The 25,039-nt window shown below is 72.8% G+C and carries 19 protein-coding genes; 6 read left to right on the top strand and 13 right to left on the bottom strand.

Translation table 11 applies throughout. The features are described from left to right. Positions 1 to 349: 349 nt before the first annotated feature. Positions 350 to 1,357, bottom strand: coding sequence for a stage II sporulation protein M (locus IE239_RS14650; protein WP_190149719.1), 1,008 nt, complete (start codon positions 1,355 to 1,357; stop codon positions 350 to 352). Positions 1,358 to 1,486: 129 nt separating this feature from the next. Here IE239_RS14650 and IE239_RS14645 point away from each other — a divergent pair, with 129 nt between their 5' ends. Next, positions 1,487 to 2,440 (top strand): RDD family protein, encoded by a 954-nt coding sequence (locus IE239_RS14645; protein WP_190149718.1) that lies wholly within the window; start codon positions 1,487 to 1,489, stop codon positions 2,438 to 2,440. A 21-nt stretch (positions 2,441 to 2,461) separates the two neighbouring features. Here IE239_RS14645 and IE239_RS14640 read toward each other — a convergent pair whose 3' ends face one another. The 8 genes from IE239_RS14640 to IE239_RS14605 form a co-directional block, all read right to left on the bottom strand. Next, positions 2,462 to 3,076, bottom strand: coding sequence for a hypothetical protein (locus tag IE239_RS14640; RefSeq protein ID WP_190149717.1), 615 nt, complete (start codon positions 3,074 to 3,076; stop codon positions 2,462 to 2,464). A gap of 212 nt (positions 3,077 to 3,288) precedes the next feature. Beyond that, entirely contained in the window at positions 3,289 to 4,746 is a 1,458-nt protein-coding gene (gene ahcY / locus IE239_RS14635; RefSeq protein WP_190149716.1) for an adenosylhomocysteinase, read from the bottom strand. 331 nt (positions 4,747 to 5,077) lie between these two features. Continuing rightward, complete coding sequence (locus IE239_RS14630) at positions 5,078 to 6,058, bottom strand: cation diffusion facilitator family transporter (protein ID WP_190149715.1); 981 nt, start codon at positions 6,056 to 6,058, stop codon at positions 5,078 to 5,080. 129 nt (positions 6,059 to 6,187) lie between these two features. After that, the gene (gene manA / locus IE239_RS14625; RefSeq protein ID WP_190149714.1) at positions 6,188 to 7,339 is read right to left on the bottom strand and encodes a mannose-6-phosphate isomerase, class I; all 1,152 of its coding nucleotides are present in this window, start codon (positions 7,337 to 7,339) and stop codon (positions 6,188 to 6,190) included. A 98-nt stretch (positions 7,340 to 7,437) separates the two neighbouring features. Continuing rightward, positions 7,438 to 8,571 (bottom strand): SIS domain-containing protein, encoded by a 1,134-nt coding sequence (locus IE239_RS14620; RefSeq protein ID WP_190149713.1) that lies wholly within the window; start codon positions 8,569 to 8,571, stop codon positions 7,438 to 7,440. A gap of 259 nt (positions 8,572 to 8,830) precedes the next feature. After that, on the bottom strand, positions 8,831 to 9,001 hold the full coding sequence (locus IE239_RS14615) for a Trm112 family protein (protein ID WP_190149712.1): 171 nt from the start codon (positions 8,999 to 9,001) through the stop codon (positions 8,831 to 8,833). Positions 9,002 to 9,457: 456 nt separating this feature from the next. Next, positions 9,458 to 10,822, bottom strand: a complete 1,365-nt coding sequence (locus tag IE239_RS14610) for a phosphomannomutase/phosphoglucomutase (protein ID WP_190149711.1) — start codon at positions 10,820 to 10,822, stop codon at positions 9,458 to 9,460. A gap of 487 nt (positions 10,823 to 11,309) precedes the next feature. Continuing rightward, positions 11,310 to 11,732, bottom strand: a complete 423-nt coding sequence (locus tag IE239_RS14605; protein ID WP_190149710.1) for a DUF3499 domain-containing protein — start codon at positions 11,730 to 11,732, stop codon at positions 11,310 to 11,312. A 364-nt stretch (positions 11,733 to 12,096) separates the two neighbouring features. Between IE239_RS14605 and IE239_RS14600 the strand changes: the two genes are divergently transcribed. Further along, positions 12,097 to 12,477 carry a metallopeptidase family protein gene (locus IE239_RS14600; RefSeq protein WP_190149709.1) on the top strand — a complete coding sequence of 127 codons (381 nt, stop codon included), beginning with the start codon at positions 12,097 to 12,099 and terminating at the stop codon, positions 12,475 to 12,477. A 68-nt stretch (positions 12,478 to 12,545) separates the two neighbouring features. Here IE239_RS14600 and IE239_RS14595 read toward each other — a convergent pair whose 3' ends face one another. The 3 genes from IE239_RS14595 to IE239_RS14585 form a co-directional block, all read right to left on the bottom strand. Next, positions 12,546 to 14,132: a DUF5719 family protein gene (locus IE239_RS14595; protein ID WP_190149708.1), complete on the bottom strand. Its 1,587-nt coding sequence runs from the start codon at positions 14,130 to 14,132 to the stop codon at positions 12,546 to 12,548. Next, on the bottom strand, positions 14,129 to 17,872 hold the full coding sequence (locus IE239_RS14590; RefSeq protein WP_190149707.1) for a glycosyltransferase: 3,744 nt from the start codon (positions 17,870 to 17,872) through the stop codon (positions 14,129 to 14,131). The genes IE239_RS14595 and IE239_RS14590 overlap by 4 nt, the downstream gene beginning before the upstream one ends. A gap of 242 nt (positions 17,873 to 18,114) precedes the next feature. Further along, entirely contained in the window at positions 18,115 to 18,384 is a 270-nt protein-coding gene (locus IE239_RS14585) for a WhiB family transcriptional regulator (RefSeq protein ID WP_069768511.1), read from the bottom strand. 731 nt (positions 18,385 to 19,115) lie between these two features. Here IE239_RS14585 and IE239_RS14580 point away from each other — a divergent pair. The 4 genes from IE239_RS14580 to IE239_RS14565 all read left to right on the top strand — a co-directional run bounded on the left by IE239_RS14580 (position 19,116) and on the right by IE239_RS14565 (position 23,425). Beyond that, on the top strand, positions 19,116 to 19,697 hold the full coding sequence (locus tag IE239_RS14580) for a cysteine dioxygenase (protein ID WP_190149706.1): 582 nt from the start codon (positions 19,116 to 19,118) through the stop codon (positions 19,695 to 19,697). Between the two features lie 116 nt (positions 19,698 to 19,813). Further along, positions 19,814 to 20,773 (top strand): 2-phospho-L-lactate transferase, encoded by a 960-nt coding sequence (cofD, locus tag IE239_RS14575; protein ID WP_190149705.1) that lies wholly within the window; start codon positions 19,814 to 19,816, stop codon positions 20,771 to 20,773. Further along, positions 20,770 to 22,128: a coenzyme F420-0:L-glutamate ligase gene (locus IE239_RS14570; RefSeq protein ID WP_190149704.1), complete on the top strand. Its 1,359-nt coding sequence runs from the start codon at positions 20,770 to 20,772 to the stop codon at positions 22,126 to 22,128. The genes cofD and IE239_RS14570 overlap by 4 nt, the downstream gene beginning before the upstream one ends. A gap of 247 nt (positions 22,129 to 22,375) precedes the next feature. Further along, positions 22,376 to 23,425, top strand: coding sequence for a DNA-3-methyladenine glycosylase family protein (locus IE239_RS14565; protein WP_190149703.1), 1,050 nt, complete (start codon positions 22,376 to 22,378; stop codon positions 23,423 to 23,425). A gap of 480 nt (positions 23,426 to 23,905) precedes the next feature. Here IE239_RS14565 and manB read toward each other — a convergent pair whose 3' ends face one another. Beyond that, entirely contained in the window at positions 23,906 to 24,988 is a 1,083-nt protein-coding gene (gene manB, locus IE239_RS14560) for a mannose-1-phosphate guanylyltransferase (protein ID WP_190149702.1), read from the bottom strand. Between the last annotated feature and the right edge of the window lie 51 nt (positions 24,989 to 25,039).

Below are 25,039 nucleotides of genomic sequence, written 5' to 3'. Positions count from 1 at the left end.
GCGCTTCCCTTCGGTCTTGCTGTCTTGCGTTTCCGACTCTATCAGATCTTTTTCCGATCCGATTTCCTCGGTGCTTTCCAGGTTCCCGCTTTTGCTTTGCGGTTTCCCTTTCCGGCGGTTCCGACTTTATCAGAAGTCCCAGGCCGTTTTGACCGGCCATTCGCTTTCCGACTTATCGGGGGGCCTCGATGGAATCTGCGATTCGAGAGGCCGACTAGATACTACCTGCTGCCGACCGGACTCTGTCCAGTTCCAGGCAACTGTTCGAATCTACCTCCCCACGCGCTCCGTGTCAACGGCTTTTGTGGGGCGAGGAGGAGACTAGCAGTTCATCGAGGCCGGTCGCACATCAGGCAGCTGTCGGGACCGTGGCGCTGCGCTCGGCAGCCTCGACGTCGCCGGTGTCGCCGGCGCGGGCGGCCCTGCCGCCGAGGACGTAGACGTAGGCGAGGAAGCCGAGTTCGGCGGTGACTCCGATGGTGATGCGGGCCCAGGTGGGCAGGCCCGACGGGGTGACGAATCCTTCGATGGCTCCGGAGACGAAGAGGACCAGGGCGAGTCCGATCGCCATGCCGACGGCGGCTCGGCCCTCTTCGGCCAGGGCGTCGCGCCGGGTGCGGGGGCCTGGGTCGATCACGGTCCAGCCCAGGCAAAGTCCGGTGCCGGCCGCGACGAAGACCGCGGTCAGCTCGAGAAGGCCGTGCGGCAGGACGAGGCCGAGGAAGGTGTCGAGCCGGCCCGCGGAGGACATGAGGCCGCCGCCGATGCCGAGGTTGAGCATGTTCTGGAAGAGGATCCAGAGGACCGGGAGGCCCAGGAAGACGCCCAGGACGAGACACATCGCCGCGGCTTGGGCGTTGTTCGTCCAGACCTGGGCGGCGAATGCCGCTGCCTGGTGGCTCGAGTAGTACGTCTCGTAGAGGCCGCCGGGCCTGGTGAGCTCGCGCAGTTCGCCGGGGGCCGCTATGGAGGACTGGACCTCCGGGTGGGTTCCGACCCACCACCCGAGGAGGACGGCGACGGCGGTGGAGAGCAGCGCGGTCGGCACCCACCAGTGGCGTGAGCGGTAGACCGCGGCCGGAAAGCCCTGCCCGAGGAAGCGCGTCACATCGCGCCAGGAGGCACGACGGGTTCCCGTCACCGCGCTGCGCGCGCGTGCCACGAGTTGGGTGAGCCGGCCGGTGAGCTGGGGGTCGGGAACGCTGGACTGGATGAGGGAGAGGTGGGTGGCGGCGCGCTGGTAGAGGGTGACGAGTTCGTCGGTCTCCGCGCCGGTGAGATGGCGCCGACGGCGCAGGAGCGCGTCGAGGCGTTCCCATTCCGCTCGGTGGGCGGAGACGAAGACGTCGAGGTCCATCGGTGTGCCTGCTCCTCGGCTGTTCTTCAGCGGCCGGTGACGAGGTCAGCTTGTCCTACTGCGGCGCGATGTGCGTTCAGCTTGGCAGACTGGCGGTTCACGGGGCAGGCCGGGGAAGGGACGACGGGCGTGAATGAGCTGGTGACGGGTGAGGCGGTGGCGTTGGAGCTGCGGCCTGCCAGGCTGCCCAGCCGGGCGTTGGCGATCTTGCTGGACCTGGTCGTGGCTTTCGTGGTCTATCTCGTCGTGAGTGTCGCGTTGCTGGCTGCGACGGCCTCTTTGGACGAGGCCGCGCAGATCGCCCTGTCGATCGCCGCGTTCCTGTTGGTCCTGGTGGGCGGTCCGATCGCCGTGGAAACGCTGAGCCAGGGTCGCTCGCTCGGCAAGGCCGCGTGCGGGCTGCGGGTGGTGCGGGACGACGGCGGGCCGATCCGGTTCCGGCACGCGCTGGTGCGGGGTGCCATCGGTGTGGTGGAGATCCTGCTGACGATCGGGGTGGTGGCCTGTATCGCCTCGCTCGTGTCGGCGCGGGGGCGACGGCTCGGCGATGTCTTCGCCGGGACGCTGGTGGTGCGTGAGCGGGTTCCGGCGGTGCGGTCCGGTTTCGTGCCGCCGCCTCCGCCCTGGTTGGCGGGGCGTTTTCAGGAGCTCGACCTGTCCTCGGTGCCGGACGGACTGTGGCTGGCGGTGCGCCAGTACCTGGGACGCATGCATCAGCTGGATCCGCAGGTCGGCTGGTCGATGGCGCAGCGGCTGGCGGATGATCTCGCGGCCCGTACGGGGGCTCCGGTCCCGCAGGGGGCGCCGCCGGCCGCGTTTCTGGCGGCGGTGGTGCAGGAGCGGCAGGTCCGGGAGGCGAGGAGGGCCTTCGCAGGCGGCTCCTCCGGTCAGCCGGACCCGTACCGGCCGCCGACGGCCTGGGGGCCGCCGAGTCCGTACGGCTCACCGCCCCCGCCACCGTCCCCGTCCCCGTCGTCGTACGCAGTCCCGGCGGTCTCCGCGTCGCCCGTGCCGTCCGAGGCTGCTCCGGTGCGGGATGCCGGTGATCGGGCCCCAGGCACCGGCTTCGTGCCGCCTGCGTAGTCCGCCTGTCCGGGGGCTGGGTCAGGCGAATGCGGACGGGGGTGTCTCCAGGTCTTCCAGCTCGACGCCGGGGGCCGCGAGGACCACGTCGCCGGCGATGTGCACGGTGTGCTGTTCGCCGGTGTCCAGGGCTGTGACCTGGTATTCGTCCACGGTCAGGGGGCCGTTGTCAGTGGCGTGTGCTTCTCTTCCCAGCAAGGCCCAGGACTGGTCGACGGTGCGCGGGGCGAGGAACGGGTCCGTGAAGGCGACGAGTCGGACGCGGGTGGCCGAGGAGGAGGGGGTGAGGCGCAGGAGCCGGGTGGTCGCGACGAGGAAGGCGGGGGACGTGCCGGTGAAGGCGTGGGCGGGGACGTTGCCTTCTGTGGCGTCGACGCCGGTGGGGTCGGTGCGGACCCAGGTGACGCCGTCCAGGGCTGCGCCGCGTACCTGCCTGCTGCCGGCATGGAGCTCGAGACGCAGGGGGCGGCCGAGGTCGTCGAGGGTGAGGTCGACGGAGCCGGTGTGCTCGCCGGTGGGCGTGGTCAGCTGGGAGACGTAGCGCCAGCCGGAGGGGCCGGGGGCGCAGTGGAAGTGCTCGTGTGCGAGAGGGGTGTGATCGTGCGGATCGTGGAGCGAATAGCGGCCGCGGGGCATCGGGGTCCTGGTGTGTGACGGGCCGGCTGGTCCGGTCCGTCGTTTCGGTGGACGGGTCTGGCGGGCTGACGGCCGGTTCCGGCCGTGGACCGAAGGGGCAGGCCCCCGTCACGGGGGTGCGGGGGCCTGCCTCGGAGGACCTGTGAGGGTCTGCCCGGTGCCGGGGGCGCCGTCATTGCGCGGACGGCGCCCTCAGCGGGTGGGCTGCGGACTCAGTAGCGGTAGTGGTCCGACTTGTAGGGTCCGTCGACCTCGACGCCGATGTACGCCGCCTGCTCGGGGCGCAGGGTGGTCAGCTTGACGCCGAGGGCGTCGAGGTGGAGGCGGGCGACCTTCTCGTCCAGGTGCTTGGGCAGCGTGTAGACGCCGGTCGGGTACTCGTCGGGCTTGGTGAACAGCTCGATCTGGGCCAGGGTCTGGTCCGCGAAGGAGTTGGACATCACGAACGACGGGTGGCCCGTGGCGTTGCCCAGGTTCAGCAGGCGGCCCTCGGACAGGACGATGATCACCTTGCCGTCGGGGAACTTCCACGTGTGGACCTGCGGCTTGACCTCGTCCTTGACGATGCCGGGGATCTTCGCGAGGCCGGCCATGTCGATCTCGTTGTCGAAGTGGCCGATGTTGCCGACGATGGCCTGGTGCTTCATCTTGGCCATGTCCGAGGCCATGATGATGTCCTTGTTGCCGGTCGTGGTGATGAAGATGTCGGCCTTGTCGATGACCTCGTCGAGGGTCGTGACCTGGTAGCCGTCCATCGCCGCCTGCAGGGCGCAGATCGGGTCGATCTCGGTGACGATCACGCGGGCGCCCTGGCCGCGCAGGGACTCGGCGCAGCCCTTGCCGACGTCGCCGTAGCCGCAGACGACGGCGGTCTTGCCGCCGATGAGGACGTCGGTGGCGCGGTTGATGCCGTCGATGAGGGAGTGGCGGCAGCCGTACTTGTTGTCGAACTTCGACTTGGTGACCGCGTCGTTGACGTTGATCGCCGGGAAGAGGAGGACGCCGTCGCGCTGCATCTCGTACAGGCGGTGCACGCCGGTGGTGGTCTCCTCGGTCACGCCGCGGATCTCGGAGGCGAGCTGGGTCCACTTCTGGGAGCCGTCGGAGATGGTGCGGTTGAGCAGTTCGAGGATGACGCGGTGCTCGTCGTTCTCGGCGGTGTCGACGGAGGGGACCTTGCCGTCCTTCTCGTACTCGACGCCCTTGTGGACGAGGAGGGTGGCGTCACCGCCGTCGTCGAGGATCATGTTCGGGCCGCCGGTGGGGCTGTCCGGCCAGGTCAGCGCCTGCTCGGTGCACCACCAGTACTCCTCCAGCGTCTCGCCCTTCCAGGCGAAGACGGGGACGCCCTGCGGGTCGTCGGGAGTGCCGTTCGGGCCGACGGCGATGGCGGCGGCCGCGTGGTCCTGGGTGGAGAAGATGTTGCAGGACGCCCAGCGCACTCGGGCGCCCAGGGCGACCAAGGTCTCGATCAGCACGGCGGTCTGCACCGTCATGTGGAGAGAACCGGTGACGCGGGCGCCGGCCAGCGGCTGCGCCTGCGCGTACTCCCGGCGGATCGCCATCAGGCCCGGCATCTCGTGCTCGGCGAGAGTGATCTCCTTGCGGCCGAAGGCGGCCAGGGAGAGATCGGCGACCTTGAAGTCCTGTCGGTTGTCGACAGTCGTCATGGTGAGCTGCTCCTCGGGGTGTTCGAGAGGGTGGATACGGCTGGTCTGCGCGCCGGCGGACACAGGTGTGCCCCGAAGGGCACGGGCATGCCCGTGTGCGCGCAGCGCAGTCCGTCGGAGGCCCTCTCTCCCTCGGCCGGTCCGCTCGGGACCGCCCGACCGCCATCAGCAGCGACGTCTGGCTCCGTTCCAAGCTACACCGCGGGCGCGGGCGGCCCCAGTCCGCGTCCGGTCGGACCGCGCCGATCGCGCCGATCGTGGCCGGCCGAGATCGGCGACAGGGCCGGCCGTCGGCGTGCGGCGAGCCCTGTCGGGTGGTGCGGGGGCGTGCTCAGTGCTCGGTGGCGTGCGGGGCGGGGCCGCCCGGGGTGGCCTCGCGGTCGGGGCCCTTGGCGGCCTCGGCCTCGCTGTAGATGTCCGGTTCCAGGTAGATCACGCGGGCGATGGGGACGGCGGCGCGGATGCGGGCTTCGGCGGCGTTGATGGCGGTGGCGACCTGGGCCGCAGTTTCGTCGTGCTGGACGGCGATCTTGGCGGCGACCAGGAGTTCCTCCGGGCCGAGGTGGAGGGTACGCATGTGGATGACGCCGGTGACGGTGTGCCCGTCGACGACCGCGGCCTCGATCTTCTGGACGTCTTCCAGGCCGGCGGACTCTCCGAGGAGCAGGGACTTGGTCTCGCCGGCGAGGACGAGGGCGATGAGGACGAGGAGCACGCCGATGCAGACGGTGCCGATGCCGTCCCAGGTGCCGTCGCCGGTGAGGAGGGCCACGCCGACGCCGCCGAGGGCGAGGACGAGGCCGATCAGCGCGCCGAAGTCCTCCAGGAGGACGACGGGCAGTTCGGGGGCCTTCGCCCGGCGGATGAACTGCGACCAGGAGAGCGTGCCGCGCAGTTCGTTGGACTCCTTGATGGCCGTGCGGAAGGAGAAGCCCTCGGCGATGATCGCGAAGACGAGCACGCCCACCGGCCAGTACCAGTGTTCGATCTCGTGCGGGTGCTTGATCTTCTCGTAGCCCTCGTAGATGGCGAACATGCCGCCGACGGAGAAGAGGACGATGGAGACGAGGAAGGCGTAGATGTAGCGCTCGCGGCCGTAGCCGAAGGGGTGTTGGGGGGTCGCCTCGTGCTGGGCCTTCTTGCCGCCGATGAGGAGCAGGGCCTGGTTTCCGGAGTCGGCGAGGGAGTGCACGCCTTCGGCGAGCATGGAGGACGAGCCGCTGAACGCGAACGCCACGAACTTCGATGCCGCGATCGCGAGGTTGGCGCCGAGTGCCGCCACGATCGCCCTACTGCCGCCTGACGCGCTCATGTGTTCGCGTTGTCCCTTCGCCTTCGTACCTATGTGTGGTTCGCCGTTCAGGCCTTTGCCCGTCCTTTGCCGGCGGGCCATTGTTGCAGCCCGCTCCGGCGTCGGCTGTTCAGGTATCCACAAGCGCGGTCAGACAATCACCGTGGCGCGGAAGAGGGTGCCTGCGCCGGACGCCTCGGCCTTCTCCGAGGCGGGCACGAACACCGACTGACCGGGGGTGAGCCGGTGTTCGCCCGCCCGTACGGTCCCGGCCGTGCAGAGCAGGATCTGCGGGGTGTCGCGGGTGAGGTCGTGCGCGGCGCCGCCTTCCGGCAGGACGTGGCGGGACAGGCGGAACTCGTCGATGGGGGTCTCGTAGACCTCTTCGCCGTCGGGTGCGGCCTCGGGGCGCAGGATGCCGGGGTCGCCGGGTTCGAAGCGGACGACGCGCAGCAGTTCGGGGACGTCGACGTGTTTGGGGGTGAGGCCGCAGCGCAGCACGTTGTCGGAGTTGGCCATGATCTCGACGCCGAGGCCGCTGAGGTAGGCGTGCGGGATGCCGGCGCCGAGGAACAGGGCTTCGCCGGGCTGGAGCCGGACGTGGTTGAGCAGCATGGCGGCGATGACGCCGGGGTCGCCGGGGTAGTGGTGGGCGATGCCGGCGTAGGGGGCATGGTCTCCGCCCAGGCGGTCGCATGCGGCGGCGGCTTCGGCGACGGTGTGGGCCGTCTCCTCGCGGTCGGCGGTGAGGATCGCCGTGAGGACCTCGCGCAGGGCGGCGTCCTCGGGGTGGGCGTGCAGGAGGTCGACGTAGGGCTTGAGGGAGTCGACGCCGAGGCCGTCGATGAGGTCGGCGGCCCGTGAGGGGGGACGGAAGCCGCAGAGTCCGTCGAACTCGGTGAGGGCGCAGATGAGTTCGGGCTTGTGGTTGGCGTCCTTGTAGTTGCGTTGCGGGGCGTCGACGGGGATGCCGCGGTGTTCTTCGTCCGCGAAGCCCTGCTCGGCCTGGGTGCGGTCGGGGTGGACCTGGAGGGAGAGGGGGGCTCCGGCGGCGAGGAGTTTGAGGAGGAAGGGCAGACGGGGACCGAACCTGGCGACGCTGCGTGCGCCGAGTTCGCGTGCCGGGTCTGCGGCGATCACCTCGGCGAGGGTGCCCCGGCCGGTGCGTGAGGGTGCGCCCGGGTGGGCGCCCATCCACATCTCGGCCTGCGGCTCGCCGGTCGGCCGGGTGCCGAGCAGGTGCGGGATCGCGGTGGGGGAACCCCAGGCGTAGGGGCGGACGGTGTTGTCGAGGCGGTCCATGCTGTTCTCTCTGCCTGCCCTGGGTGTCGCTGCCTGCCCCGGGTGTCGGTCGTCGGGCGTCCGGCCGTGGCGGGCCGGGGGTGGAGATGGGGGCGGATTCAGGACCCTGAGGCGAGCGCCAGGTAGACGGCGGCGAAGTCCGTGGTGGCGATCAGCTCGGCGAGGGTGACGAGTTCGTCGCCCTCCTCGGGTTCGAGTTCGCTGATCGGTGTGTCGTGGCCGAGGGCGAGGTCGCGGGCGGCGGGGGCGGCGGTGAAGCCGCCGATGGGACGGTCGCGCAGCAGCACCACGCGCGCGTGCAGGGCGGGGGCTTCCTCGACGCGGTCGCGGAAGAAGTCGTCCGGGTCGGCGCCGGCGGCGAGGGGGCCTGCGAGCAGGGCGCTGTGTTCGGCGAGGGCTTCGGGGAGTTCGGCGACGAGGGCGGGGCGGCCCGCGAGTTCGGCGAGGGCGGCGGCGAAGCGGCGGCCGGCGGGACCGGCGGAGGTGCCCTCGGTCCAGATCACGGGGAGGGCGTCGGCGAGCTCGCCGGCCAGGGTCTTGGCCGGGTTGCTGTAGGTCGCGACGGCGGGGCCGCAGCGTTCGGCGACCTGGTCGAGCCGGTCGGCTACCGCCTCGAGCGCCTCGGGCGGCGCGGAGATCAGGGCGATGCGGTCCAGGAGGGCCAGCAGCGGGGTCAGCAGGGCCCACAGGACGCCGGGGGCGGAGGCGGCGACGGGAGGCTGCTCGTCCTGTTCGTAGGGCGCGGTAGCGAGGGGGACGAACAGGCTGTGGCCCGTGGTGGCCGCTTCGGCCAGGGGGGTGCTCGCGGGAGCGACGGCGACGACGGTGCAGCCGTGGCGGTAGGCCTGCTCGGCGAGGAGGGCGAGGCCGGGTTCGCTGCCGTCGGGGGTGGCGATCAGGAGGAGGTCGACGGATCCGGCCCAGCCCGGGAGTTCCCAGCGCAGGGCGCCCGCCGCGGGGGCGACCCCGGTGGGTGACAGGCGGACGACGGGGCAGGCGGCGCCGGCGAGGGTGCCGAGGAGGTCGGCGACGCTGACGGCTGCGGCACCGGGGCCGGCGATGAGGATGGCGCGGGGGCGGCCGTCCGGCTTGAGGTCGCGGACGCCGGCCTCGGTCGCGTGCCGGGCGGCGGTGCGGACGCGGGCGCCGGCTTCGGCCGCGCCGCGCAGGAGTGCTCGTTGGTCGGCCTCGGCGAGGGCCTCCGGCGTGTCGAGCAGCGAGTCGTCGAGCATGGCGGCAGTCTCCGATCGCCCGGGGGGGCGTCGTCGGTGTGCGGGGCCGGGGGTGGGGTGCGCGCGGGGAGGCTGCGGGGTTCGGCGGGGCCCTGTGGGGCCGTTCCTGCTGCTCCCTGCGGTGCGTGATCGCCCGGGTGAGGTCGGTGCTTGGCGGTGGGGCTGGGCATCGGGTGGGCGCGCGCCGGTGGGGCGGGGCGCCCGGGGCTGATGCCGGGGGGGTGGGGCGGCGGCCGCGGGTGGAGGGGGCGGCGCGGGGTCACGCGGGGTGGCGGGCCTCGTCGACGAGGAGGACGGGGATGCCGTCGCGGACGGGGTACGCCAGGCCGCAGTCCTGTCCCGTGCAGATCAGCTCTGTGTCCTGCTCCTTGAGGGGGGCGTGGCAGGCGGGGCAGGCGAGGATCTCCAGGAGGCCGGCTTCGAGCGGCATGAGGTGTCCCTTCGGGGTGGGTCGGTGTGCGTCCGGGCTGTGTTGCGGGGTGGTGCGGGGGTGCGTGGTAGTGCCTGGTCAGGGTACCGCCGGTGAGGCTGGGGCGGGGGGAGTCGGGCGGGATGCGGCGGGGCCGGGCGGGACGAGCTGGGCCGGACGCGGCGCGGCCGAGGGCGACGAGCCGGGCGGGAGGCGGCGCGACCGCCCACCCGGGGTCGGCGAGAGGCGGTGGGACCGGGTGCCCCGACCGGTCACCCGGGGTCGGCGGGTGCCGGGCCCGGTGACCGTCGTGGGGTTCGTGCCCACCGGTCACCCCGGGCTCGGCGCGGGCCGTTCGTACTCCTGGCGACTCGGCCGCGGGTTGCTCGGACGCCGTCTCCGGGCCGGGTGCCCGGGGCACTCGGGCGGGCCACCCGGCTGGGCGCTCTGTCCCTCGGGGCCGGGCGCTCGGGGCGCTCAGGCTCTGATGATCGCCAGGGCCTCGTCCCGGATCCTGGTCATCGTCGGCTCGTCCCGGGCTTCCGCGTTGAGGCGCAGGAGGGGTTCGGTGTTGGAGGGGCGGACGTTGAACCACCAGTCGGCGGACGAGACGGTCAGCCCGTCGAGTTCGTCCAGGGTGACGTCGTCGCGGTCGCCGAACGCCGCCTTGATCGCGGCGATGCGGCCCGCCTGGTCGGCGACCGTGGAGTTGATCTCGCCCGAACCGCTGTAGCGGTCGTACTCGGCGACGAGGCGGGACAGGGGGCCGTCCTGCCCGCCGAGGGCCGCCAGGACGTGGAGGGCGGCGAGCATGCCCGTGTCGGCGTTCCAGAAGTCCTTGAAGTAGTAGTGCGCGGAGTGCTCGCCGCCGAAGATCGCGCCGGAGCGGGCCATCTCGGCCTTGATGAAGGAGTGGCCCACGCGGGTGCGGACGGGGGTGCCGCCCTGCTCGACGACGACCTCGGGAACGGTCCGGGAGGTGATCAGGTTGTGGATGACGGTGCCCCGGCCGCCGTTGCGTGCGAGCTCGCGGACGGCCACCAGGGCCGTGATCGCGGACGGGGAGACCGGCTCGCCCCGCTCGTCGACGACGAAGCAGCGGTCCGCGTCGCCGTCGAAGGCGAGGCCCAGGTCGGCGTCCTCTTCGCGGACCCGCTTCTGGAGGTCGACGAGGTTCGCCGGGTCCAGCGGGTTGGCCTCGTGGTGGGGGAAGGTGCCGTCCAGTTCGAAGTACAGGGGGACGACGGACAGGGGAAGGCCTTCGAGGACCGTGGGGACGGTGTGGCCGCCCATGCCGTTGCCCGCGTCGACCACGACCTTCAGAGGGCGGATCGAGGTCAGGTCGACGAGTGCGCGCAGGTGTGCCGCGTAGTCCTTCAACGTGTCGGCCTCGGAGATCGTTCCCCGCTCGGGTGCGGATTCGGGTGCGCCCGTCTCCGTCCACTTCTCGACCAGTTCGCGGATCTGGGTCAGGCCGGTGTCCTGGCCGACCGGGGCGGCGCCGGCCCGGCACAGCTTGATGCCGTTGTACCGGGCCGGGTTGTGCGAGGCGGTGAACATCGCTCCGGGCAGGTTCAGCGCGCCCGACGCGTAGTACAGCTGGTCCGTGGAGCACAGGCCGATCTGGGTGACGTGCACGCCGAGCGCCGCGGCGCCGCGTGCGAAGGCGCCGCTGAGGCCCGGCGAGGAGGGGCGCATGTCGTGACCGACGACGATCGCCTCGGCGCCGGTCACCCGGGCGAAGGCCGCCCCGAAGAGTTCGGCCAGCGACTCGTCCCACTGGTCCGGGACCACTCCGCGTACGTCGTACGCCTTCACGATCTGTGACAGATCAGCAGCCACGGCCGCCCTTCCTGAAGTCCTGTAGGTCACCACAAACTACCCGGGCCGGTTCGCCGTCCGTGGTCGGGCCGCCCGGGGGACGCGCAGACGCGGTCCCGCCGGCCGCGCGAGGCGTCAAGGGCCGCCGGGCCGGGGCCGTCGGGCACGCGCGCGTGCGGGCGGGGGAGGCAGGCCCTGAGGTCCCCTCAAAGTGACATCCGATGCCGGGTGTTGCGGGGGCGCAGGTGGGCCGGCGAGGAGGGAGGCGCGGGTGAGGGGGTGAGGGCAGGGCGGCGAACCGGGCCTCGGCGGCGCTCGGTTCGCGGGACAGGAGCGGAACTCGCCACTCTTTGGGGCAAATCGGACAGAAAGCGATTCCTCGATCCCGATCCTCGAAGCCCCGGGCGCACGGAAGACGCGGACGGGCGGAAGGACGGACGCGCGGAAGGACGGACGCGCGGAAGGACCGGAGCAAGCCGCCGAAGGACGGGGAGTGCCGGGAGCGGACTCAGTTGTCCGGTGAGCGCAGCACCCGCAGGTGGCCGCGCCGGGCGACCTCCATCGGGTCCGCTCCGCGACCGGGGCCGCCTGCTCCGGCCGCGCGTTCCCGCGGGCGGGCCGCCTCACGGACGGCGTTGGCAAGCGCTTCCAGGTCGTCGCCGCTGGGGCGGGCGGGCGTCGACCCGTCGAGGAGCCGGACGACCTCCCAGCCGCGCGGGGCGGTGAGGCGTTCGGAGTGCTCGGCGCACAGGTCGTAGCAGTGGGGTTCGGCGTAGGTGGCGAGCGGGCCGAGGACCGCGGTCGAGTCGGCGTAGACGTACGTCAGCGTCGCGACGGCGGGTCGGCCGCAGGCGGTGCGCGAACAGCGACGTACAGGGCTCACGACGTTGGACGGTACCGCACTCTTGAGCGGGCCGCGACGACTCTCCACCAGGTCACTCCACCGTGTCGTGTTGTGAAACGCCCCACGGGCCACTCCAGTCATACCCCGCTGACCTGCGCGAACACCAGTCCTTGAGCGGAAGTGACCGCCGGGGCACGGTCATCGCCGAGTACAAAGGGTGCCAATTGCCACGAGTCGGCCGGTCTCGGAGAGATGCGGAATCGAGCCCGGTCATGGCCGGAACGGCCGTCCCGCGACATGGAGTGAGCGATGGCCCGTGCCTGGCCGGGAAGGCGTGTGGGGCCCAGCGCCGGTGAGCGGCGGGGACTACGCTTCAGTAGTGATGGACAGTCCCGTACCGCCCCCCGCCGCAGGCCCAGGTCCCCGTCGTCGTGATCGCCACGGTCGGGGCATGCGGGGGCCGATCGCCCCGCCGCAGGTGCCGCTGGCGGCCAGCCGCGCCGACGTGTTCGCGGATCTCGTGCAGGACTCCGTGGAGCGCTTGGAGCGGCGGTGGCCGCAGCTCGCCGACATGGACTTCATGGTGCTGGAGGTGCCGCGGCTGGACGCGGCCCCGGAGCCGTGGAACGACGAGGCGGTCCCGTTGGGCGGCACGATCCCCGCGCGCGAGGGCCGGCGGGCCCGGGTCGTCGTCTACCGGCGGCCGGTCGAGATCCGTACCAAGGGGCGCGACGAGCGCGCCGCACTGGTGCACGAGGTGGTCGTCGAGCAGGTCGCGGAGCTGCTGGGGCTGACTCCGGAGACGGTGGATCCGCGGTACGGCGAGGACTGAGCACCGCCCCCGCACTGAGCACCGCCCCCGCGCGCCGCCCGTTCGGGGGCCTCGTCGGTCCTTTCGGGCTATTTCTGCAGCACCGCGACGTCCTCGTCGGCCTGCGGCACGGACACGGTCCCGCGGTCGTCCGGCAGGGTCTGGACGGTGAAGCCCGGGACGCCTTCCTGGGTGGACGTCAGGGTGCGGGAGGCGTAGACGGGGGCGGCCGTGAGGGTTTCCACGGTCAGGGCGTAGCTGCCCTTCAGGCCGGTGGGGACGGGGAGTTCTACGTCCTGGGTGGTGCCGGCCCGGATCGTGTACGTCTTGGAGACGGCCGTGCCGCCGCCGCTGCCCGCCGACGCGGTGACCTTGACCTGGGCGGCGCTCTTGGGGGCGGTCAGGGAGAGGATGGCGCCCTTGGCGCTGTTGCCCGCGGCGGACGCGCGCGTGCCGACCGGCGCGGTGGCGGGGATGAACGCGGACTCCTGGTCGGCGCCCTTGCCGCGCAGGACCCGTACGGCGGCGACGACCGGGACCGACCGGTCCGTGGGGGTCAGGACCAGGGATCCTGCCTCCCCGCGCGTGACGTCGCCCAGGTCGACCGAGATCGTCCTGCCCGCCTTGACGTGCAGCGTCTCGTGCCCGGCCGGGGTGATCAGGCCCGAGGGAGAGGCGAGTTGGATTTTGAGGTCCGCGTCCGCGTCACCCGGGGCGTAGGCGACGAGGCGGACGGCCGTGGCGTCCTTGGGGATGCCCGGGATGACCTGGGTGGGCGCCGGGTCGGTGGCGGCGGCCAGCCAGTCTCCGCCGAGCTTCTCGTCCAGGGCCTGCACGGCGGCCCCGAGGCGGCCGCTGCGGACGTTGACGTGGAGGGTGAGGTCGTCCTGCTTCTCGCCGGTGAGCGTGGAGAGCAGGATCGGCTCACTGGAGTGCGCGGGAACGGTGAGGCCCTCCCCCACCGTGGTCGCGAGGGCGCCGTCCTTGCCGTAGAGCTCGATGTCGACGACGGCGGCGGAGTCGTCGGGGTTGGTGAGGTGGACGTAGTCCGTGCGGGCGGCGGCGGTGCTGACGCCCGGGAACCAGAACTCCGTGTCGGGCGCGGAGCAGGCGAGACCCTGCAGGCCGCGGCCGCTGCCTGCGGGGACCTCCGTGGTCTCCTGAACGGTCCAGCCGGGCGCGAACCTGCCCTCGGCGGTGCCCACGAGCGCGGGCGCGTCGCCACCCGTGGTGGCGCCGACGGCCGGCGCGCCGGGCGCCTTGGGGGTGAGGGCGGGCTTCGCGGCCGCCTTCTTCTTGCCGTCCGCCTTTCCGTCTGTCTTGCCGTCTGTCTTGCCGCTCGCCTTTCCGTCCGTCTTGCCGTCCGTCTTGCCGTCCGTCTTGCCGTCCGTCTTGCCGCTCGCAGGGTCCGCCGACTCCTCGACGGCGGGGGCGAGTTCGGCCTTGCCGTCGGCGCCTGTGCCCTTGGTGACCGGCGTGAAGGACGTGTAGGACGTCTCGGCGAGGTCGGAGGTGCTGGGCGAGGGACAGAGCAGGCTCGTGCGCTCCACGGGCAGTTCGGCGGCGGCCTGGGCGGAGTCCGCGCCGGGGGTGTCCGGCTGGTTGAGCGTGGCGAACCCGGTGACGGCGGCCAGCGCGGCCGTGCCGGCGATCAGGGACAGGGTGGTGCGGTTCACTGCTGGCTCCCGTCGGGACGCTCGTCGTCGGCGCCGCGGGGGTGCCGGTCCGGGTCGTAGGCGGGGTCGTACCCGCCTTGGCCGTAGCCCGACGGGTCGTAGCCCTGCTGCTGGTAGGTCTGGTCGTACGACGCCTGCTGCGCCTGGCCGTCGTAGGCGTACGGGTCGTACTGGCCGGCCTGGTAGGGGTCGTAGGCCTGCTGGTCGTAGCCGCCCTGCTGGTACTGCTGGGCACCCTGGTACTGATCGACTTGGTACTGCTCGCCCTGGTACTGCTCGCCCTGGTGGCCGCCGTATTCGGCGCCGGCATAGGTCGGCTGGTCCCAGTCGCCGTAGGGCTGTTGCTGCGGTACCGCGACGGGGGGCTGCTCCTGCCCGGGGTGCGTGAACTCGTCGTCCCGGCCGGTTTCTTGGTGATCGGCGAGAGATTCGGACTCGGACTCGGCTTCGAAGTCGGACTCGGCTTCGGCCTGGGCGCGCAGGCGGCGGGCGCGGCGGCCCTCGCCGTCGACGGCCTGAGCGGGGATCGGCTCCTCCTCGGGGAGGTCGTCGTCGACGTCACGGCGGCGGCCCGGGAGGGCCAGGACGACGAGGACGAGGGCGAGCAGCCCCTGTGCCCACAGCCAGGCGGTGTGGGTGAACGGGTCGTCGTAGGTGACGTCCAGCTTGCCTCCGGAGGCGGGCAGTTCGAAGCCCTGGGCCCATCCGTCGACGGTGGTCGGGGTGAGGGCCTTGCCGTCGAGGGTGGCCGTCCAGCCGTCGGCGGCGGAGTCGGCCAGGCGCAGCACGCGGCTGCCGGAGCCGTCGGGGACGGTGGTGTGGATGTCGACGGGGCCCGCGGCGACCGGGGTCGCCGCGCCCTTGCCGGAGTCGGCGACGACGGCCGCGCGGGAGACCTCCTGGTCGACCCGCCACAGGGCGCTGCCGTCCTGCTGGCTGAGCCGCTTCAGGCCGGGGGTGGCGTCCAGGACGCGGGTGGCCTCGCGGGGCGCGCCCTTGTGGACGAGGACGTATCCCACGGCGAACTTGCCGAGTTGGTCGGCCTGGTCGGCGCCGGAGCCGGCGACGAGGTTGGCGACGACCTTGTCGAGCTGTTCGTTCTCGCCGTCGGCGGCGGCGAGTTCGGCGTCGCCGAGCCGGGCGCCGGAGCCGCGGACCAGCATGTAGCCGACGTGCGCGGCGTCGCTGTCGAGGACGAGGGTGCGCGCCTGGTCGCGGTCGCCCGCCTCCTCGGCGACGAACGCGGGCACCTGGACCGGGTCGCGGCGCTCCAGCGGGCCGTCGGCGCCGCCGATCATCCAGCCGGCGGCCACGAGCAGCGGGCCGGCCGCGGAGGCGAAGGCGATGAGCACGGCGACCGGCTGGCGCCAGCCGAAGCTCTGCTCGGCGACACGTGTGCGTGCTCCGTCGGCACCGATGACGGCGGCCGCGAGGAGGGCGATGCCGTAGACGAGGGTGGCGGGGCCGGCCCAGGTGGAGCTGTTGGACAGCACCGCGAAGACGAGGCCCACCAAGGCGACGGCCCAGGCCGCCCAGACGCCGAAGTGGCGTTCGGAGCGCAGCAGGGCGGCCAGTGCGGCGAGCACGACGCCGATGAGCATCAGGCCGTCGACGGTGCCTGGGCCGCCGGGGCTGGCGCCGAGCAGGTCGAGCGCGGTGGCGGTCGAGGGGCCGTAGTCGAGGCCGGCCTGGGTGAAGAACCCGAAGGGCAGCAGGGTCAGCGACCAGGGCGCGAGGATCAGCAGGGGGGTGCCCAGCTGGGCCAGGAAGCGCGGTCCGTAGGCGACGAGGTCGCGGCGGCGCACGGCCAGGACCGCGAGGCCGAGGACGAGGGCGATGGGCCAGACGATCGGGGTGAAAGCGGTGGTGATCGTCAGCAGCAGGGTGTACGCCCAGGTGGCGCGCCAGCTGCCGCGGGCTCCGGAGCGTTGCGTCAGGCCGCTCGCGGCGGCGCCCGCGCGGGCGATGAGCGGGAGCAGCACGGCCAGGACGGCGGTGCCGACGCGGCCGCCGGCGAGGGCGCCGGTCGCGGCGGGCAGGAAGGCGTAGACGACGGCCGCCCACGCGCGAAGGAGGCGTGACTCGACGAGCGGGCGGGAGGCGAAGTAGGCGGTGAAGCCGGCCAGCGGCACCGAGCAGACGAGCAGCAGGGTGAGGGCGAGGCCGGTCGAGCCGAGCAGCAGGGTGGCCAGGGTCGCGATGATCGCGAGGTAGGGCGGTGCGGCGGGGGTGCCGCCCGCGCCGACCGGATGCCAGGCGCTCGCGTAGCGGGACCACAGATCGGAGGCGTCGGCCGGGGCGGGCAGCAGGGCGCCGCCCGCGAGTGCGCCGCCGCCGAGCAGGTTGCGGCAGGCGATGAGGGAGACGAGCAGCAGGATCAGGAAGAGCACCGGGCCGGGCTTGCGGGCGATGCGCTTGAGGCGTGCGAACTGCTCGATCTCCAGGAAGTCGGCGTCGTCGCCGCCGGGCCCCGACTCGACGGCGCCGCCGTGCCTTCCCGCTCCGGAGACGGCCTCGGGGTCGGAGGATCCGAAGTAGTCGCCGACGGCCTGTTCGACGGTGGCCCGCACGGTCGCGCCGGGCGGCGGGAACAGGGCGCGCAGTTCGTCCTTGCCGACCGCCGGTTTCCCGCGCCTGCGTCGTCCGGCGATGATGCGCTCGGGGCGCAGCAGGGTGCTGAGCAGGCCGCGGATCTCGTCGAGGGCCTGTCCGGGGACCTTGCCGACGAGGTTGGCGAGGGTGCGCAGCAGGGTGCCGAGGATCAGGCGGACCAGGATCCAGGGCAGCAGCGCCGTGCGGCTGTTGACGAGGAGGGTGTAGACGGCGCCGGCCTTGTCGACCTTGTGCGGGGAGGCGGTGGTGCGGCCTGCGCAGTCGACGGCGCGGCGTTCGCGGGAGGCGGCCTCCGCGTGCCGTACGACGGCTTCCGGGGCGATGAGGACGCGGTGGCCGGCGGTCTGCGCGCGCCAGCACAGGTCGACGTCGTCGCGCATCAGGGGCAGTCGGCGGTCGAACCCGCCGAGCTGCTCGAAGACGTCGCGGCGGATCAGCATGCCGGCGGTGGACACGGACAGCACGGACCGGACGTGGTCGTGCTGGCCCTGGTCCTGTTCGCGGCGGTCCAGGCCGGTCCAGCGGCGGCCGGAGTGGGCGATGGTGACGCCGACCTCGAGGAGCTGGCGGCGGTCGTACCAGCCGCGGAGTTTGGGGCCGACGACGGCCACGTCGTCACGGCCCAGTTCGAGTTCGTTCTCCACCACGCGCAGCAGTTCGGCCAGCGCGTCGGGTTCGGGGGCGCTGTCGTCGTGCAGCAGCCACAGCCACTGGACGGGCTCTCCGTGCGGGAGCTCCGGCAGGTCGTAGGCGTCGTCGCGCCAGGTGCGGGTGACGGGGTCCCAGCCGCTGGGGCGCTTGAGGTACGGCAGTTCCTCGGGGGTGAGGACGGGGGCCGTGCGGTTGGCCTCCTCGACGGCCTGGCCGAAGCCGGTGCGGCGGGCGAGGTGCAGGACGCGGTCGTCGCCCAGGGCTTCGGCGACCAGTCGCGCGGAGTCGTCCGAGCTGCCGGTGTCGGCGGCCATCACGGACTGGACGGGGCGCTCCTGGCCGAGCAGCCCGGCGAGCGCGTCGGGCAGCCAGCGGGCACCGTCGTGGGAGACGATCACCGCGGTCACGACATGACGCGGGAACTCAGGTGTGGCAGCGCTGTCTTGGCGGGCTGCCGTGTGGCTGTGCACGGACATCGAGGTACAGGCCCCGGTTCGATGGACTGCGGTGGACGCCTGCGCCGTGTGGGGGCGGAGGAGCGTCTCGGACGAGCGCCCACACTATCGGCTGGGCAGGACGACGGCCCGCCGCCTGTGGACAACCCACCTGCGACGGGCCGTTCGGACCCTCGTGCCTGCCTGCCCCTCGATGCGCCCCGGTATCGAGGCGTCGTGCCGCCGTGGCACCGGCCGTGGGGCCCGTGCGGCATGGGCGGTCCTCAGACCGCCGCCTTCTTCAGCCTGCGGCGTTCCCGCTCCGACAGGCCGCCCCAGATACCGAATCTCTCGTCGTTGGAGAGGGCGTACTCCAGGCATTCGGAGCGGACCTCGCAGGCGAGGCAGACCTTCTTCGCCTCGCGGGTGGAGCCGCCTTTCTCGGGGAAGAAGGACTCGGGATCGGTCTGGGCGCACAGTGCGCGCTCCTGCCAGCCGAGTTCCTCGTCCGCGTCGTCGACGTCGACCAGCAGTTGCTGCACCAGCTCGGTCATGTGCGCCCCTCGCTCTGTCTTTCGCGTCCCCGTGACGTGGCCGTTACCGATTCCGGCTGAACGACACGAGTGAAATTACAAGTGTGCTGATCCGGGCGAGTCAAGCCGAGATCTGCTATTGGGCCGCTTATTCACTCTGCGGAACCAAGGCCATGCGTTAAGTGTTCAAATCGCCATAAACCTTGACACGCAGATGAAGCCCCGGAGGGCGACCGTTCCGCAGAGCGCCTGCACGGGGAGAGACGCCCGGAGGTCCGATCCCGTTGCGGCACGCACGCGGAAGCGAACCGGATCACATTCGGATCACGGGATCGCCACGAGGCTCGCGCGCCCGGCATGTGCGCCATGTGTCCCGGTCACCCCATGCACAAACCTTTCACCTCGCAGATGAACCGATTGAGGTGAACCGTGTCCCACATACCGGGTGTCGAGTTGACAGTGCGGGTGTGAACCGCTGTCCTTGTGGGCATGCTCGCGAACTTGGCACTCACCTCGACCGGCTCCGCCGGGTCCCACGGTGCTGCCCTCGTTCGCTGTAGCTGTTGTCGTCGTCCCAGCTGTTGAGCCCAACGCGCTCCGGCTGCACCCGTCGGGTCCACCGCGACCCGGCTGCCGTCTCCCTTCCGGCCCACACCAGGGCGCCTCTGTTCCACCCGTGATCCGGGCGGACGGTCCGCGAGACCCAGCACCCCCCACTCCTGCCGCCTCTTCCGCGAGGAACCACCGCACCCATGAACAGCGACAGCGACCTCCAGATCGCCGGCGACATCCTCGAAGTCCCCCACCTCCTGCAGGCCCCGCGCGAGCATCCGGCCACCGTGGCCGAGTTCGTGGGCCTGGCCCGCTCCGTCGCCGCCGACCGCGCCCAGTGGGAACACCTGGTCCGCTACGACGCGACGTCCCGCTGGTACCACCTGCTGCGCACCGGCCCCGGCTACGAGGTGTGGCTGCTGTCCTGGGTGCCCGGTCAGGGCAGCGGACCGCACGACCACGGCAGTTCCTCAGGCGTGTTCACCGTGCTGGACGGGGAGCTGACCGAGCGCTCCGAACGCGGCGAGCGGGTGCTCAGGGCCGGGACGGTGGGGGTCCACCCGCTGGAGGGGAGCCGGGAGTGGGGGAGGGTGTTCGCGCCGGGGTACGTGCACGAGGTCGTCAACGACACCCTGGAGCCAGCGGTGAGCCTGCACGTCTACTTCCCGGGGCTGACCGAGATGCCGATGCGCCCGCAGTCGCACCTGCGCCCGGCCGACGCGACGTCGATGACGTGCGCTGCTCCCGGGTCGTACGGCCCCGCGGACACCGTCAGCGCGTAGCAGGCCGGACGCCACTCGACGGGGGGCACTCGTACGGGTGGCCGGGTTGTGCACAGGCGGGCGGTTGTCCACAACCACGCGTCGCGCTGTCATGGCCGCCTGCGAGACTTGCCTTCATGCGCATTGTGGTTCTGGCAGGCGGCATCGGCGGTGCCCGGTTCCTGCGCGGTCTGAAGCAGGCCGCGCCGGACGCGGACGTCACGGTCATCGGCAACACCGGCGACGACATCCATCTCTTCGGACTGAAGGTCTGTCCGGACCTCGACACGGTGATGTACACGCTCGGCGGCGGCATCAACGAGGAACAGGGCTGGGGGCGGGCCGAGGAGACCTTCCACCTGAAGGAGGAGCTGGCCGCGTACGGCGCGGGGCCCGGCTGGTTCGGTCTGGGCGACCGGGATTTCGCCACGCACATCGTGCGGACGCAGATGATCGGCGCCGGTTATCCGCTGAGCGCGGTGACCGAGGCGCTGTGCGACCGGTGGAAGCCGGGTGTGCGGTTGATCCCCATGACGGACGACCGCGTCGAGACCCATGTGGCCGTCGAGGTCGACGGTGAGCGCAAGGCCGTGCACTTCCAGGAGTACTGGGTGCGGCTGCGCGCGTCGGTGCCGGCGGAGGCGGTCGTGCCCGTCGGCGCGGAGCAGGCGAAGCCGGCGCCCGGGGTGCTGGAGGCGATCGCGGAGGCGGACGTCGTCCTGTTCCCGCCGTCCAATCCGGTGGTCTCCGTGGGCACGATCCTCGCGGTGCCCGGCATCCGCGAGGCGATCGCCGAGGCCGGGGTGCCGGTGGTGGGCCTGTCCCCCATCGTCGGGAACGCGCCCGTGCGCGGCATGGCCGACAAGGTGCTCGCGGCGGTCGGCGTGGAGTCGACGGCCGCGGCGGTGGCCGAGCACTACGGCTCGGGACTGCTCGACGGCTGGCTCGTCGACACCGTGGACGCGGACACCGTGGAGCGGGTGGAGGCGGCCGGCATCCGCTGCCGGGCCGTCCCGCTGATGATGAGCGACCTCGACGCGACCGCGCAGATGGCCCGGGAGGCGTTGCGGCTGGCGGAGGAGGTGCGGGGCGCGTGAACGGGTCGTCGAAGAGCGGGTCCTCGAACAGCGGGGCGTCGGAGAGCGGGGCGTCGGAGAGCGGTTACCGGGTCTGGGCCGTGGCCGGGCTGCCCGAGGTGCGGACCGGGGACGACCTCGCCAAGCTGATCGTCGCCGCCGAGCCGGGGCTCGCCGACGGGGACGTCCTGCTGGTCACGTCGAAGATCGTGTCCAAGGCGGAGGGGCGGCTCGTCCGGGCGGACGACCGGGAGGCGGCGATCGACGCCGAGACGGTCCGGGTGGTGGCCCGGCGGGGGACACTGCGGATCGTCGAGAACCGGCAGGGTCTGATCATGGCCGCGGCCGGGGTCGACGCCTCCAACACCCCTGCGGGGACGGTGCTGTTGCTGCCGGAGGACCCGGACGCGTCGGCGCGGGCGATCCGCGAGGGGCTGCGGGACGCGCTCGGCGTCGACGTCGGGGTCGTCGTCACCGACACCTTCGGGCGGCCCTGGCGGGCGGGGCTCACGGACGTGGCGATAGGCGCCGCCGGGGTGCGGGTGCTGGACGATCTGCGCGGGGGCACGGACGCGCACGGCAACGCGCTGAGCGCGACGGTCGTCGCCACGGCGGACGAGCTGGCCGCCGCCGGCGACCTGGTGAAGGGCAAGGCCGCCGGGCTTCCGGTGGCCGTGGTGCGGGGTCTGGGGCATGTGGTCGGGTCCGAGGGCGCAGGGGAGGGGGCCCGGGCGCTCGTGCGGGTGGCACGGGACGACATGTTCCGGCTCGGGACCTCGGAGGCGGTGCGGCTGGCGGTGACGCAGCGGCGGACCGTTCGGTCCTTCACCGAAGAGCCGGTCGACCCCGGGGCGGTCAGGCGGGCGGTGGCGGCGGCCGTCACCGCGCCGGCGCCGCATCACACGACGCCGTGGCGGTTCGTGCTCCTGGAGTCGCGGGAGGCGCGGGTCCGTCTGCTGGACGCGATGCGGGACGCGTGGGTCGCGGATCTGCGGCGGGACGGGAAGTCCGAGAAGTCCATCGCCAAGCGGGTGCGGCGGGGGGACGTGCTGCGGAACGCGCCGTATCTCGTGGTGCCGTGTCTGGTGATGGACGGGTCGCACACCTACGGCGACGCCCGGCGGGACGCGGCCGAACGGGAGATGTTCGTGGTCGCGACCGGGGCCGGTGTACAGAACTTCCTGGTCGCGCTGGCCGGGGAGCGGCTGGGGTCCGCGTGGGTGTCGTCGACGATGTTCTGCCGGGACGTGGTCCGGGAGGTGCTCGAGCTGCCGGAGGGGTGGGACCCGATGGGAGCGGTGGCGGTCGGACACGCGGCGGAGGAGCCACGGGCCCGTCCCGAGCGGGAGGCGGGTGACTTCGTCGTGGTGCGATGAAGGCACGGCGCTCGGGCACGGCCACGGTGCTCGGGGGGCCTTGCGGGCGCGGGGGTCGGGGAGCGTTGCGGGCGCGGGGGTCGGGGCGGGGTCGGTGGGGGCCCGGTTCCGGTGAGGCGTGCGGTGCGGGTGGTGCCGTTGGTCCGGGGTGGGGTGTGCGTGATCGTCGGGTGGCCGGCGGCGTGAGGGGCGGGTGGTACGCCTACTCTCGTAGCAGCACTTTTCGTATGACCCCGGGACATCCATCGTGGCAGGACGCTTCTCTCCTCGACCCACACGCACGACCGTGCGCGGCGGGCAGGTCGGTGTGCCGGCGGGAGTGCCGGTGGGGGTGCCGCGGCAGGCGTCGGCACCCGGGCGGGTGCGCGACTGGGCGCCGAAGGGGCCGCTGGATCTCGGGCTGGTGCTCGGGCCGCTGCGCCGGGGGCCGGGCGATCCGACGTTCCGGGCGATGCCGGACGGGTCGGTGTGGCGGGCCAGCCGCACCCCCGCCGGTCCGGGGACGCTGCGCGTCGCCGCCCGCGACGGCACGGTGCGCGGCGAGGCATGGGGGCCCGGGGCGGAGTGGCTGCTGGAGCAGTTGCCCGAGATGCTCGGGGCCGCGGACTCACCGGAGGCGTTCGAGCCGAGGCACCGGGTGGTGGCGCTGGCCAGGCATCGGCGGCCGGGGCTCAGACTGACGCGGACCGGGCTGGTGCTGGAGTCGTTGATCCCATCGGTGCTGGAGCAGAAGGTCACCACCGACGAGGCGTACCGGGCCTGGCGGCTGCTGGTGCGCAAGTTCGGGGAGCCGGCGCCGGGGCCCGCGGCGGGCGGACGGCTGTGGGTGATGCCGGCGCCGCGGACCTGGGCGCTGATTCCCTCGTGGGAGTGGCATCGGGCGGGGGTCGACGACAAGCGCGCGTCGACGATCCTGCGGGCCGTGCGAGTGGCGGGGCGGCTGGAGGAGGCAATGCGGATGGCTCCGGCCGAGGCGCAGGCGCGGTTGGAGGTCCTGCCGGGGATCGGTCCCTGGACGTCCGCGGAGACCGTGCAGCGCAGTCATGGCGCGGCGGACGCGGTGAGCGTGGGGGATCTGCATCTGCCGGGGATCGTGGGGTGGGCGTTGGCCGGGGACCGGACGGCCGACGACGCCGTGATGCTGGAGCTGCTGGAACCGTACGCGGGGCAGGGATCAGGGCAGGCGCCAGGGCAGGAGGGGCAGCGGCATCGGGCGGCCCGGTTGATCCTGCTGAGCGGACGCGTGCCGCCTCGGCGGGCCCCTCGGATGACCCGCGGGGACATCGGGAGGTTGTGAGGGGCTGCGTGGGCTCGGCCGAAGAGGCGGGGCCGCAGCGGCCCCACGGCCGAGAGGTCCGTCGCCCTCGGCCGGTTCGCGACCGGGTTGCGCCCCGGCGCGCCCGCCGTTCCCGGCCGGGACTTCACCGCCCTCGTCCCGTCAGTCTCCCATTCAGGGGCTCACCCCGGCCCCGCCCGTCCCCTGCCCAGGGACGTTCAGGGCCTCGCCCTCGGCCCCACCCGTCCCCCACCCGTCCCCCGCCCAGGGGCTCACGCCCCGCGCCTTCCGCTCACCCCGCTCAGGGACACCCGCCCCTCGCCGCCCGTTCACCGACCAGGTTGCGCCGCGGCGGGCTCGCCGTTCAGGGACGGTTTCGGTGTCGGCTGCCCTGCCCGTTCGTTTCCGTCCGGGCAGGGTGTCCTCGGCGCCCCGCCCCTGCTCGCGGCAGCCGGTCTCACCCTCGGCGGCGGTGGTGCAGCCGGGGTGACGCCCCGGCCGTCACTGGTCCGAGGAGAAGCGGACCGCGCCGGCCGGGATTCTCGCGTCGCACCACACTCTCGCGCCCTCGCGGAGTTCGTTGTCCGGGCCGACGACCGCGCCGTCGCCGATGACCGTCCCGGTGAGGACGGAGCGTTCGCCGACGCGGGCCCGGGCGCCGATGAGCGAGTCGGTGATGACGGCGCCGGGTTCGATGACCGCGCCCGGCAGGATCGTCGAGCCGAAGACCCGGGCGCCCTCCGCGACGAACGCGCCCTCGCCCACCACCGTGCCGCCCGTCAGCTTCGCGTCGGGAGCGACCCGCGCCGTCGGCAGGATCAGACGGTCGCCGCAGCGGCCGGGGACCGCGGGAGACGGGGCCCGCCCCAGGACCAGGTCGGCCGAGCCGCGCACGAACGCCGCCGGGGTGCCCAGGTCCAGCCAGTACGTCGAGTCGACCATGCCCTGGAGGTGCGCCCCGGCCGAGAGGAGGCCGGGGAAGGTCTCGCGCTCCACCGACACCGGACGGCCCGGCGGGATCGTGTCGATCACCGAGCGGCGGAAGACGTACGCCCCCGCGTTGATCTGGTCGGTGACGATCTCCTCGGGGGTCTGGGGCTTCTCCAGGAACGCCAGGACCCTGCCCGTCCCGTCCGTGGGGACCAGGCCGTAGGCGCGCGGGTCCGTCACCTGCGTGAGGTGCAGGGAGACGTCCGCCCCCGTCGTCTCGTGGGTGGCCACCAGACGTCCGATGTCCAGGCCGGTGAGGATGTCTCCGTTGAAGACCAGGACCGGGTCGTCCGGGGCCGAGGTGAGGCGGGACGCCACATTGCGGATCGCGCCGCCGGTGCCGAGGGGTTCGTCCTCCGTCACGTACTCGATGTGCAGGCCCAGGGCCGAGCCGTCGCCGAAGTACGGTTCGAAGACCTCGGCCAGGTAGCTCGTCGCCAGGACGATGTGGTCCACGCCCGCCGCTCGCGCCCGCGCCAGCTGGTGCGTGAGGAACGGCACCCCCGCCGCCCTGACCATGGGCTTGGGCGTGTGCACCGTGAGCGGGCGCAGCCTGGTGCCCTTGCCGCCGACCAGGAGGATCGCTTCAGTCACCTTGTCGTCTCTGCTTCCTGCCGGGACCGGCCGAACTGTCATTCGGCCGGC

It is taken from the genome of Streptomyces humidus, from assembly GCF_014649655.1.
GTDB lineage: Bacteria > Actinomycetota > Actinomycetes > Streptomycetales > Streptomycetaceae > Streptomyces > Streptomyces humidus.
Note: the sequence above shows the minus strand (reverse complement) of the source record. Positions and strands in the feature narration are given on the sequence as shown.